This is a genomic window from Rhodanobacter thiooxydans LCS2, assembly GCF_000264375.1.
In the GTDB taxonomy this organism is placed as follows: domain Bacteria; phylum Pseudomonadota; class Gammaproteobacteria; order Xanthomonadales; family Rhodanobacteraceae; genus Rhodanobacter; species Rhodanobacter thiooxydans.
Map to the genome: position 1 here is coordinate 24504 of NZ_AJXW01000072.1, position 12048 is coordinate 36551.

Sequence of the window (12048 nt, forward strand, 5' to 3'; positions counted from 1 at the left end):
TGCTCGCTCGATAACCCCTACTGAACCACGCTACACGCGCGAGACGTTCGAGGTCCGCCGGCTCCTCAGCTGTTGTCCAGCGAGGTGAGCAGCTTCAATCGCCGATCCGGCTGGAAAGCCACGCCTGCGGGCATGGCGTCCGAATTCTCGGCGAGTGCCCCGGGATCGTCATGCCATGGCGCTGGCGTATTGGGCCCGGGCACATAACCCACCCACTTGCCATACGCCTCTTGGGCGCAACGGACATCCGGACAGAAATTCACCGGAATCAAGGCGTACCAATGCTGCAAGCCGGCCTCCCTGCCTGAGGTTGGCGGGTTGAATTTCCAGTGCCGCGCAGCCTCTACGGCAGCGTTGGCGAGATCCTTCCGGAAAATCGCCATGCTGCTCTCGGTTGCAATAACGTGCAGATTGACTTGGCGGGCAACCTGATCCTCGACCCTGCCGTCGCGTCCAATGCGCACCTCCACATAGACGGTGCCGCCCACGCCATCGTGCAAGGACTTCGATGGATAACGTGGCGCGGCCAGGCTTTTCCCGGTAAGCCTGTCGCTGGAAGCTTTCCCCTCGGCGGAGGCATCCTCGCCGAAGGATGCCTTGCTGATGCTCACCGAGTACTGCTGACTGTCGGCGGCCACGGCGAGCACGCGCAGATTCATCGTTGTCTTGAGCAGCTTGGCCTGGCTTATGCGCATGTACTCCTGGAAGTCGGCGACATCGATAGCGAAGCTCCAGTGCGGCACAGTCTTGCTGATGACTTCAAGCACCAGCGGCGGCAACTTGTCCTGCTTGTCCAGCGTGTAACTGTCCACGCTGCCATCCTGCGCCACGACGATCGAACCGGTCACCAGCATGCTGGCCTGCACCTGCCTGCGCACGGCGCCGACTCCTCCGTCAGCCAATACTGCACCGCTGAAAAACACGCAAAGCCATCCCATCAGCAACCGTTTCATCTGTACCCCCGTTTTCCAGAGAACGCCTACCGCCTTGTATTGTGCTCGCGCAATCAGCGCCGCGCAGGCAATGCCGACTCTCCCCTCTTCAGCGTGAGCTCCATCGTCGAAACTGAGTCCGCACCGCCGGCCGGCCAAGCTGCCAGGCCAGCCACAGCAGCAACGGGATCGCGGCGGCTTTCAGCGCCAGGCCGACCTGCCACACGCGCTCGGCGCGCGCGATCATCCATAGCGTCACCTCGCCCATTTGCGGCTGGGCCTGCGCGTGCTGCCGCGCGGTGTCGAAGTCATTCCACTGCTGCAGCATCAGCACACCCGACACCAGCGCCCACGCGGCCAGCAGCATGGCCAGCAGCTGCAGTACCGGGCGCGCCCACGCCTGGCGCAGGATGCCGCCGGCGCAGGCCACGATGACCAGCAGCGAGGCGGCCAGATACGCGTACTCGCCATGCCGCAGGTACTGCACGAAGCCCAGCGCAGCAAACAACAGCAGCACCCACGGGCCGATGGCCCAGGCCGCGAAGCGTCGTGCCGGCACGGTGTCGTTGCGCACCGCCGGCGGCATCAGGCGGCCGCCTTCTGGCGGCACGCACGGGCATATAGCGGAGCCGGAGCAGGCAAACGGCAGGGACGGCGCATCACGGATTCTCGATTCGGGAAAGGCACGGTTGCAGGCCGCCCAAGTTTACCGCGTCCAAGAAGAAGGGCGCCGTGCGGCGCCCTTCTTTGTCACCCCGGCACGCATCATTTCCTGCTGATGGTGAACTTGCCCACCGAGATGCCCAGGTTGACGCCTTCGCCGGTGCCGGACAACGCCAGCGAGGTGGTGCCCTTGGTCAGCAGCTGCGCGGTGCCGCTCTTGACCACGCCGGCTTCGGCGCCGGCCTGCGCATAGTTGCCGTAGATGTCGGCGATGTCGTGCACCTTGCTGATCTCGCCCTTGCCGTTGTCGATGTGGTATTTGCCGGCGGTAAGGCCGCCGCCGACCACGGCGATCTTCACGTTCGCGCGCTGGCCGTTGCTGCAGGTGACCGTGCCGGTGCCTTCGGCATGCTTGTAGATCAGCGACCAGCCGGACAGGTTGTACACCAGGTCGCATTTCACCGAGGCCTCGGCGGCCCGTGCGTTGCTGGTCGGCAGCGCGGTCATGGCGCCCGCGCAGGCGATTATCAGCGCGGCCATTCCAAACGTATGCTTGATCATCGTCGTCTCCTTTCGCGTTCTGCAGGTGAGTTGGTGCGCCGCGGAGGCAAGGCGGAGCGGCAGCCGCGGCGAGGTGAGCGCAGAGTGTGCACGGCGATGTGACAATCATGTGCAGAAGCCCGACGACCGTTCAGCTTCTCGCCATGGACCGCCGAAGAGCGCCCATGGTTGTCGCGCGGCGGACGCCACGCATAGACTCGTCCTGCAACGGCGGTCGGCGAGGCGAAGGGCATCATGGTCAAGTATTCACTGGTCGGTTACGACGGTTCGGATGCCTCCCGCCGCGCGTTCGAGTTTGCGGTCGAGCTCGCCCGCTGCAGCCACGGTCGCGTGCGCGTGGTCTCGGTGCTGCAGGTCACCGAGGGCGGCGCCGACGCCTGCGCCTTGCTGATGGCCGACAACGGCACCGAACGCGCGCGGGAACTGCTTGAAGAACTGACCGCGATCGTGCCTGACGCGGCCGAGCTGATCGACGTCGAACTCACCCTGGGCAGCCCCGGCGACGTGCTGCTGAACCAGATCGAGCAGCATGGCGTGGACCACATCGTGATCGGCCATACCGAACGCGGCGCGTTGGCGCGCTGGCTGCTCGGGTCGGTATCCGGCAACGTGCTGGCGCGCGCCCACGTGCCGGTGACGGTGGTGCGTTGAGCAGAAGCGGCAAGTCGGCCGGCGTTAATCCGTTGCCGCGACCACGCCGTATGCTCTGTCATCGTGCTGTCATCCCACGGGCCGTCAGGAAGCGCCTTGCCGCTGCCGCGGCCATCGCCATACGGGGAAACCTGCCTTGAGCCAAGCTGCCGACCTGCCCTGGACCCTGGAAAGCATCGACCTCGACCGCATCGAGGTCGCCTGCGTGCGCCACGACGAAGACCTGTTCTTCCTGCTGTGCAGCGCGTCCTTCGTCGAAAGCGGCTCGGACCTGTACGCGAGCAACCTGATCGACCATTTCGCCGGCGACGAGGAGCTGGGCGGCTGGCTCCGCCAGCACTGGGAGCAGGAAGAACTGCAGCACGGCCGCGCGCTGGCCGCGTACGTACGCAAGGTCTGGCCGGAGTTCGACTGGGACAAGGGCTTCGCCACGTTCTGGAACGAGTACGGCGCGGTGTGCACCGCCGAGCAGCTGGAGTCGTGCCGCGGGCTGGAGCTGGCCGCGCGCTGCGTGGTGGAAACCGGCACCGCCAGCCTGTACCGCGCGCTCAACGACATCACCGACGAACCGGTGCTGAAGCAGCTGACCAACCACATCAAGAGCGACGAGGTGCGCCATTTCAAGTACTTCTACCAGCACTATCGGCGCTACCGCGAGCGCGAGGGCTTCGGTCGCTACCAGGTGTTCCGCGCGCTGCTGCGCCGGGTCAACGAGATCAAGAGCGAGGACAGCGACATCGCGCTGCGTCACGTGTTCAACCAGTGCTATCCGCAGCACCAGGGCAACGAGGCCGAATTCCGCCGCATCAGCGATCGCGCGCAGGGCCGCCTGCGGCGGAACATCCCGGCCGCGATGACGGTGAAGATGCTGCTCAAGCCGCTGGACCTGCCGCCGCGCCTGCAGAACGCGCTGGAAAAGCCGCTGGCGAAGATCACCGAGAAGCTGTTCCTGCACTGACCGGCGCCGGCGCAGCCGGTGCCGGCACGGGACTCCGAGCTTGTGAAGAAAACCACTTCCTGTGGTTTTCTTCAGTCGCGAGTCCGGTACACGCGGACTCGCTCACATGAAACATGTCACTGACGTGACTGTTTCATGCCCGGCCCTCGGGCAACTGCTCCCGGCATTGCCTCAACTCGGGCATCGGGCAACCGCTCCTGCGTTGCCTCCACTCGGGCATCCATGCCCTCGCCGTGGCCGGCCTGAGAGGTTGAAAAATTCACAACCTCTCAGTGCGCCGCGGCGGGCGGTTGCCCTTCGCGCGCCGCACTCTCGATCTGCCGCTGCTTCTGCTGCGCGACCTTGAGGCTCTTCACGTCGACCGGGCGGATGCGGGTGATCGTGCAGGGGAAATTGCGCGCCCCGGTGAGCACCTTGTCGAAGCCGACCATCACCTGACCGACGTTGGAGGTGATCCCGATCGCGTTGACGAACATCAGGTCATGGCAGCCGCCGAGGTCCAGCAGCCAAGCCTGGTTAGGCCGCGTGTAGACGGCCAGCTCGGTGTCGCCGAGCGGCTCCCACGAGTACAGGTTGAAGAAGCGGAAGCTGTTCACCGGCGCGCCGGCCGCCGCGGCATAGGCGGCCTGGCGCTGGCCCACGCGCTGGGCGTAAGGCACGCTGGAGCAGGCAACGAGCAGGCCGAGCAGGCTGGCGGCGAGCATGAGGCGTGGCGTTTTCATGGCATCCATCTCCATCGGGCGGGATACATGCAAACGCGCGAGGCGGCTTGCGGCTGACCGCGCTACTTCTTTTTCGGTTTGCCCACGGCGACCCACTTGGCCGGGTCGAAGCCGCCCACTTCGTAGACCAGGCTCTGCTTCTTCTCGCCCTCGACCAGGGTGACGTTCAGCGTGATCTTCTTTGCCTTGCGCAGCATCGCGAGGAAGCCGTTGTCGTCGCGGATCATCAGCGCCGGCTCGCCGGTGGACGGCGCGAACGCCTTGATCCGCACCGGCTTGCCGTCGACCTCGCCGGCGATGGTGCAGTTGCCGCGGCAGACGAAGCCGGGCTTGCTGCCGTACAGGAACACGCTCTGGCCCCACTCGGTGTGCCGGCGCAGCACCAGCCGCACGCGCTCGCCGCTGGCGGGCTGGCTGTTCTGGATGCTGGCGGTGGATTGCGTGCCGCCGGCCATCGGCGCCACCTGGTACAACCACAGCCCAGCCAGCCGGTTCTTCTCGCTGGCCGCGGTGTAGCGCTGCTCGATCGCCGGCAGGGTCTGCAGCACCTCCTTCGCCGCGGCGCTGTCCGGAAACCGCTTGACGATGTCCTTGCCCATCGACACCGCCATCTCGTCGTTACGGATGCGCAGCAGCTGGCGGTAGGTGTCGAGGTTGCGCGCCGCGTCGGCCGACTGGGCCTGGGCCTGCTGCTGTTCCGCCGTCGGTGCCGGTGCGCCGCCCTGGGGCGAGCAGCCGGCCAGCAGCCAGGCGGCGCAGAAAACCAGCGGAACATGACGGAGAAAAGCACGATTCATCGGCGACCTGCCAGGCGGGAACAGGCGGCTAGCTTGGAACGACCGGCCGTCGCCGCGCAACCGTCCGTGTTCAATCCTGCCGGCCGAAACGCTCGCGCAGCGCGGCGCGATGGCGCCGGCTGCAGGGAATCTTCACGCCGTCGCGCATCTGCAGGCGCGCGTCGCCGGTTTCCAGCGGCTCGATCTCGGCCAGGTAGTCGAGGTTGACGAAGTAGCCGCGATGCACCCGCACGAAGCGCGCCGGGTCCAGCCGCTCCTCGATGCCGGCCATGGTGGCGCGCAGGGGATAATCGCGGCTGCGCACGTGCAGGTTCACGTAATTGCCGGCAGCCTGCAGCCACTCGATCTCGCTGGCGTTGAGCAGGAATTCCTTGCCCAGCTTGCGCACCAGGAAGCGCTCCGGCCGCTCCACCGGCTCCACCGGCGCACCCTCGTACGGCGCGGCCAGCAGTTTCGCCTCGCCCTGCTGGCGCAGCAGCCACAGCCGCGACAGGCAGATCAGCGCGACGATGATGAAATAGCTGCGGATGTCCTTCAGGTACTCGTAGCCGAAGTTCGGCCACCACGCGCCCATATGGTAATGCCGGCCAACCACCGCATACGCCAACCCGCGCAGCCCGAACATGCCGGCCACATGGATCAGGCTGAACGCCACACTGGCCAGCAGATGCCATGGCAGGCTGTGACGCCACGTATCGAAGCGAAACGGCCAGCGCCACTCCACCATCCTCACGAAGGGGATCAGCAGCAGGATCAGCAGCGCGCTGCTCGATTCCCACACCCACGGTTCCCAGGCCGCCGTGCGGGCATGGTCGATCTGCGCAACGAGGCCGTTGAACACCGTGTTGAGGATGGTCAGCGCCACCCAGAAGGCAGCCTCGACCAAGGGTGGCCAACGCTGAAAATCCCTGTACCCACCATCCGCCTGCTCGCTCATGCCGGCGATTCTACGGGGCCGCGGCGAGATCCCCACGCGCCCCGTCCCGCACCGGGGTCGCTTCGTCCCCGGCGGCCCGCCATCCGTCACCCCCGGCTGGGAATGACGGCAGCACCCGCCCATGCTGGTGCCCGTCCATCCAGTCCGGAGCGATACGATGAAAAGGCGCGACTTGCTGAAAGCGGCCGTCACCCTGCCGCTGCTGCCCTTGCTGATGCGCAGCGGCACCGCCCTGGCGCACAGCGCCGGCAACCTTGCGACGACCCTGCGCTCGCGGCTGCGCCCGGGCCAGCCGGGCTGGCCCGCGGCCGCGGAATGGGAACAGCTGAAACGCCAGGTCGGCGGCCGGCTGCTGAAGCTGGAATCGCCTTTCGCCCACTGCGACGCGTCGCCGCCGGACGGCGCCTGCGCGCAGGCGCTCAAGCAGCTGGGCAACCCGTTCGCGGTGGGCGACAACCCCGCGCTGACCCAGACCAGCGGCTGGGCCGATGCCTGGAGCTCGCAGCCCAGCGCCTACGCGGTGGCAGCCGAGAACCCGGCTGACGTGGGTGCGGCCGTCAACTTCGCCCGCAAGCACCACCTGCGACTGGTGGTGAAGGGCGGCGGCCACAGCTACCAGGGCACCTCGGATGCGCCGGATTCGCTGCTGGTGTGGACTCGGCACATGAACCAGGTGAGCCTGCACGACGCCTTCGTGCCGCAAGGCTGCGCCGGCCATCTGGCGCCGCAGCCGGCGGCAAGCGTGCAGGCGGGCGCGATGTGGATCGACGCCTACGCCGCCGTGACCACCGGTGGCGGGCGCTACGTGCAGGGCGGCGGCTGCACCACGGTGGGCGTGGCCGGCTTGGTCCAGAGCGGCGGCTTCGGCAGCTTCTCCAAGCGCTGGGGCACCGCGGCATCCAACCTGCTGGAGGCGGAAGTGGTAACCGCCGACGGCCAGCTGCGCATCGCCAATGCCTGCACGAATCCCGAGCTGTTCTGGGGTCTCAAGGGCGGTGGTGGCGGCAGCCTGGGCGTGGTCACGCGGCTGACCCTGCGCACCTTCGAGCTGCCCGAGTTCTTCGGCGGCGTCAACCTCACCGTCAAGGCCGACTCGGACGCGGCTTACCGCGCCCTGATCGCCGAGGCGGTGGGCTTCTACCAGCGCGCGCTGTTCAACCCGCACTGGGGCGAGCAGATGAAATTCTACGGTGGCAACACCTTCGAAGTTTCCATGGTGTTCCAGGGCCTCACCCAGCAGCAGGCCGAACAGACCTGGGCGCCGTTCCTCGACTGGGTGCATGCGCGCAGGGATTGCCACGTCAGCAAACCGTTCCAGGCGCTGGCGGCGCCCGCCCGACATCTGTGGGACGCCGAATTCCTGCGCAAATACCTGCCGAGCGCCATCGTGTCGGACGACCGGCCCGACGCCCCCCGCCACCACTTCCTGTGGTCTGGCGACCACGACCAGGTCGGCTGGTTCATCCAGGGCTACCAGTCGGCCTGGCTACCGGCGTCGCTGCTGCAGCCGGAGCGGCAGGCGCGCTTGGTGGATGCCTTGTTCGAGGCCGTGCAGCACCAGGGTGTCTCGCTGCATTTCAACAAGGGGCTGGCCGGCGCACCGGCCGACGCGATCGCCCGCGCCCGCGACACCGCCACCCATCCGCAGGTGCTCGACGCCTTCGCCCTGGCCATCAGCGCCAGCGGCGACGACCCCGCCTTTCCCGGCATGCCCGGTGCGAAACCGGACCTGGCCATGGCGCGGCGCAGGGCGGCAGCCGTCGACAGGACGATGGAGGCGCTGCGTGCCGCGGCACCCGACGCTGGCTCCTACGTCTCGGAAAGCGACTACTTCCTGCGCGACTGGCAGCAGGGATTCTGGGGCGGCAACTATCCGCGCCTCGCCGCGGCGAAGCGCAGGTACGACCCCGACGGTCTGTTCTTCGTGCACCACGGCGTCGGCAGCGAGCAGTGGAGCGCGGACGGCTTCACCCGATTGCGGATGTAGAACGCCAAACTGCCTGCGCCCCGAGCTTGTGAAGGAAAGCACTTCCCGTGGTTTTCTTCCGCCTGGCCGGGCTTCGGGCCCGAAAAATTCACGAACTCTCAGAGCTTGGGAAGAAAACCACATCCTGTGGTTTTCTTCAGTCGCGAGTCCGGTACACGCGCGGACTCGCTCACATGAAACAGTCACTTGCGTGACTGTTTCATGCCCAGCCCTCCGTGGCCGGCCTGAGAGGTTGAAAAACCACAACCTCTCAGTTTTCGCTGGCCATGGACGAGTCGAGATGCTCGACCCGCACGATCTGGTCAAGCCAGACCTGCTGGCTCCATTCCGGCACGTCGGGCCGTTCCAGCCGCACGGTGGCGTTGATGCCTTCGCGCTCGTCGGCGTCGCGGAACATCTGCACGTTCGGTCGCGTGACGACCACGCCATCGCAGCTGCTGCCGTCCTTGAGGAGCAGCACCACATGGCCGTTGGCCGGTAGTTCCTCCACCAGCGATTCGAGCTGCTGGATGCTGGCCCGGTCGGTGTAGACGCGTTCCGCTGCTCTGCCCATGGCATTTGCCTCGCGTGACGTGATCGGGCATCAGGGTGGTTGGCCACATGGCAAGCGCGCGTCAATTCGTCTATCCGCCAGCTGAACGGCAGGCAGGGTGCCGCACGCCATGCGCCGCGCGGTAGCGGGTCACGATCGGGCTGGCAGCAGGCGGCAAACGGGAGCCGCCGCACGGGAAGAACCGGCAGCGGATATGCTTTCACGCCCCCGCATTGAGCTGCGCCATGATCACCACTTCGCCGAGCGAGTTCCTCGAAGCATTTGCCACACTGGCGCCATTGCCGGGAGCGGCGGCGACCGCGCGGGCCGCGTTTATGGTGGCGCCGGCCGAATTCGCCCTGGCGCAGGAATCAGCGCGCGACAACCGCTACATGGACCTGGGCCTGGCGGTCGACCCACTGAGGGCGCTGGCCCAGCACGGCGCGCTGGCGCAGGCGCTGCGCGTGGACGTGCCGGTGATCACCTTTCCCGGTGACCCGGCGACGCCCGACGCGGTGTTTCCGAACAACGTGTTCGCCACCGCCCCGGGGCGGCTGATCGTCGGCCGCATGCGCCACCCGGTGCGCCAGCGCGAGGCCACGCGCGCCGACATCCGCGGCTTCTTCGGCGCCGTGCTGGGCTACGACGAGATCGACCTGTCCGGCCGCAGCGATCTGGTCGCCGAACTGACCGGCTCGCTGGTCATCGACCGTGCCCGCGGCATCGGCTACTGCGGCCTCAGCGAGCGCTGCGACCCGGCCGGTGCCGAGGCGATGCACCAGGCGTTCGGCCTGCGCCTGACCTACTGCTTCGAGCTGGCCGAGACCGAGTACCACACCAACGTGGTGCTGACCCTGCTGGCCGGCCGCGCCGCGATCATCGCCGCCGACGGCTTCCGCAACCCGGCCGCGGCACGGGTGATCGCCACCGCCTGTGGCGACCGCGCGGTCTGGCTGAGCCCGGCGCAGAAACAGGCCTTCGCCGGCAACGCGATCGCCCTCTCCGAGCACCGCGTGTGGATGAGCGCCCGCGCCGTCCATTCGCTCACCGACGCCCAGCGCGAAGCGCTGGCCGGCTACGGTTTCGCGGTGGGCGTGGTGGAACTGGACGAGATCGAGAAAGCCGGCGGCAGCCTGCGCTGCTGCGTGGGCGAGATTTACTGAGAGGTTGTGAGTTTTTCAACCTCGAAGCCCGGCCATGAATGGCCGGGCGCGGATCGGGCACGCCAGTGCCTGATTCGCGTGAGCGAGTCCGGACAAATCCATCAGGAACGGATTTGAACAGCCGCAGGCTGGCCCGCAGGGTGCATGCCAGGATGGCATGCATACATGTGCCGGACTCGCGACAGAAGAAAACCACAGGAAGTGGTTTTCTTCACAAGCACTGAGGCAGGTCCGCGTTGCGCGGCCGCCAGTGCCGGGGCATGCTCGGCGCATGTCAGTGTCGATACCCTGCACACGCCTGCTGCGCTTGATCGTACTCGCGCTCCCGCTGGCCGCAGCCGGTGCGCGGGCCGCGCCCGCCGCCACCGGCGCGCGCACCTGGGCCAATCCGCTGGATATCGACTACCGCTACAACTACGAGCAGATGAACCAGGGCATCTCGTACCGCACCGGCGCTGACCCGGCGTTCGTGCGCTACGGCGACGCGTACTACCTGTTCCTGACCCTGGCCGACGGCTACTGGCGTTCGACCGACCTGCTGCACTGGCAGTTCGTGCAACCGGACCGATGGCCGTTCGACGGCCCGGTGGCGCCGGCCACCCTGGTCGCCGACGGCAAGCTGTTCCTGATGTCGTCCGCAATGGAGCCGCGCCCACTGCTGTACTCGACCGATCCGGCGCACAGTCGATGGCAGTTCTGGACGCGTCTGCTGCCGGCGGTACCCGGCGCGGTATGGGCCGGGCACGAGAGCGAAATGAAGCCGGGCGACCTGCCGCCTGGTCCGTGGGACCCGAGCCTGTTCCGCGACGAGGACGGCAAGACCTATCTGTACTGGGATTCCTCCAACGTCTTTCCGTTGTACGGCGCGCAGATCGACCTGGCGCTGGACCACGCCGACGAGGGCGAAGGCAAGCGGATGGCCTTCGTCACCACGCCGGCCGCGCTGCTCAAGGCCGACCCCGCCACGCATGGCTGGGAACGCTTCGGACAGGACCACGCTGACACCCGCATCGCGCCCTTTGTCGAGGGTGCCTGGATCAACCGACACGGCGACCGCTACTACCTGCAGTACGCCGCGCCGGGCACCGAGTACAACGTGTACGCCACCGGCGTTTACGTCGGCAGCAACCCGCTGGGACCATTCACCCACGCGCCATACAACCCGGTCGGCTACAAGCCCGGCGGCTTCGCCACCGGCGCCGGGCACGGCTCCACTTTCCAGGACGCGCATGGCAACTGGTGGAACAGCGGCACCATGTGGGTGGGCCTGAACTGGACGTTCGAACGGCGCATCGAACTGTTCCCCGCCGGCTTCCACGCGGACGGCCAGATGTGGGTCGACACGCGCTTTGGCGATTTCCCGCAGCGCATGCCCGACCATGCGCTGGGCGAGGGCGAGAGCACCTTCACCGGCTGGATGCTGCTGTCGTACCGCAAGTCCGCGCACGCTTCGTCGCAACTGCCGCAACACCCGCCCTCCGCCGTCACCGACGAGAACCCCCGCACGTTCTGGGCGGCGGCAAGCAACACCGCCGGACAGACGCTCACGCTCGACCTGGGCGGCCCGCGCACGGTGCGCGCCGTGCAGGTGGACTACGCCGACTACCGCTCCGGCCGCTACGGCGACGCGCCCGACATCGTCACCCGGTTCCGCCTCGACGGCTCGGCGGACGGCAGGCGATGGACCACCCTGGCCGACCTCTCGCACGAAACCCGCGACCGGCCGAACGCCTATCTCGAACTCGACCATCCGGCACGCATCCGCTACCTGCGCTACGTGCACGGCCACGTCGGCGCACGCACGCTGGCGATCTCCGACCTGCGCGTGTTCGGCAACGCCGACGGCCCGCCGCCACCGGCGCCGGTGCTGGTTTCCGCCCGCCGCCTGGCCGACACCCGCGATGCCGAGGTCGTCTGGCAACCGGTGCCCGGCGCGGTCGGCTACAACGTGCGCTGGGGGCTGGCCGCCGATCGCCTGCACGAGACGTACCAGCGCTTCGCCGACCAGCCGGCACGACTGACCCTGCACGCATTGAACAAGGGCGTGGCCTACGTCGTGGCGGTCGAGGCGTTCGACGAACGCGGCGTGTCGACGCTGTCGCGGGTCGCCACGCTGCAGCCCTGAGCTTGCGTGCCCCCGTGCAG

General features: G+C 67.5%; 12 protein-coding genes. 5 read left to right on the forward strand and 7 right to left on the reverse strand.

Features of this window, described 5'->3' with window-relative positions; genetic code table 11:
- Positions 1-65 precede the first annotated feature (65 nt).
- The 3 genes from UUA_RS14155 to UUA_RS14165 all read right to left on the reverse strand — a co-directional run bounded on the left by UUA_RS14155 (position 66) and on the right by UUA_RS14165 (position 2156).
- Positions 66-953 (reverse strand): energy transducer TonB, encoded by an 888-nt coding sequence (locus UUA_RS14155; RefSeq protein ID WP_039954128.1) that lies wholly within the window; start codon positions 951-953, stop codon positions 66-68.
- 88 nt (positions 954-1041) lie between these two features.
- Positions 1042-1518, reverse strand: a complete 477-nt coding sequence (locus tag UUA_RS14160; protein WP_008438080.1) for a hypothetical protein — start codon at positions 1516-1518, stop codon at positions 1042-1044.
- A 179-nt stretch (positions 1519-1697) separates the two neighbouring features.
- Positions 1698-2156 (reverse strand): hypothetical protein, encoded by a 459-nt coding sequence (locus UUA_RS14165; RefSeq protein WP_008438081.1) that lies wholly within the window; start codon positions 2154-2156, stop codon positions 1698-1700.
- A gap of 234 nt (positions 2157-2390) precedes the next feature.
- On the opposite strand from UUA_RS14165, the gene UUA_RS14170 reads away from it, so the two are divergent.
- Complete coding sequence (locus UUA_RS14170) at positions 2391-2807, forward strand: universal stress protein (protein WP_008438082.1); 417 nt, start codon at positions 2391-2393, stop codon at positions 2805-2807.
- Between the two features lie 136 nt (positions 2808-2943).
- Entirely contained in the window at positions 2944-3765 is an 822-nt protein-coding gene (locus UUA_RS14175) for a ferritin-like domain-containing protein (RefSeq protein WP_008438083.1), read from the forward strand.
- A gap of 269 nt (positions 3766-4034) precedes the next feature.
- Here UUA_RS14175 and UUA_RS14180 read toward each other — a convergent pair whose 3' ends face one another.
- The 3 genes from UUA_RS14180 to UUA_RS14190 all read right to left on the reverse strand — a co-directional run bounded on the left by UUA_RS14180 (position 4035) and on the right by UUA_RS14190 (position 6221).
- Positions 4035-4487: a DUF6491 family protein gene (locus tag UUA_RS14180; protein WP_008438084.1), complete on the reverse strand. Its 453-nt coding sequence runs from the start codon at positions 4485-4487 to the stop codon at positions 4035-4037.
- A 62-nt stretch (positions 4488-4549) separates the two neighbouring features.
- Positions 4550-5284: a hypothetical protein gene (locus tag UUA_RS14185; RefSeq protein ID WP_008438085.1), complete on the reverse strand. Its 735-nt coding sequence runs from the start codon at positions 5282-5284 to the stop codon at positions 4550-4552.
- Between the two features lie 70 nt (positions 5285-5354).
- Complete coding sequence (locus UUA_RS14190; protein WP_039954130.1) at positions 5355-6221, reverse strand: LytTR family DNA-binding domain-containing protein; 867 nt, start codon at positions 6219-6221, stop codon at positions 5355-5357.
- A gap of 157 nt (positions 6222-6378) precedes the next feature.
- On the opposite strand from UUA_RS14190, the gene UUA_RS14195 reads away from it, so the two are divergent.
- On the forward strand, positions 6379-8208 hold the full coding sequence (locus tag UUA_RS14195) for an FAD-binding oxidoreductase (protein WP_008438087.1): 1830 nt from the start codon (positions 6379-6381) through the stop codon (positions 8206-8208).
- Positions 8209-8458: 250 nt separating this feature from the next.
- On the opposite strand, the gene UUA_RS14200 is transcribed toward UUA_RS14195, so the two are convergent.
- Entirely contained in the window at positions 8459-8761 is a 303-nt protein-coding gene (locus UUA_RS14200; RefSeq protein WP_008438088.1) for a DUF3247 family protein, read from the reverse strand.
- Positions 8762-8985: 224 nt separating this feature from the next.
- Here UUA_RS14200 and UUA_RS14205 point away from each other — a divergent pair, with 224 nt between their 5' ends.
- The gene (locus UUA_RS14205) at positions 8986-9903 is read left to right on the forward strand and encodes an arginine deiminase-related protein (protein ID WP_008438089.1); all 918 of its coding nucleotides are present in this window, start codon (positions 8986-8988) and stop codon (positions 9901-9903) included.
- A gap of 307 nt (positions 9904-10210) precedes the next feature.
- Positions 10211-12028, forward strand: coding sequence for a family 43 glycosylhydrolase (locus UUA_RS14210; RefSeq protein WP_238533032.1), 1818 nt, complete (start codon positions 10211-10213; stop codon positions 12026-12028).
- Positions 12029-12048: the final 20 nt, after the last annotated feature.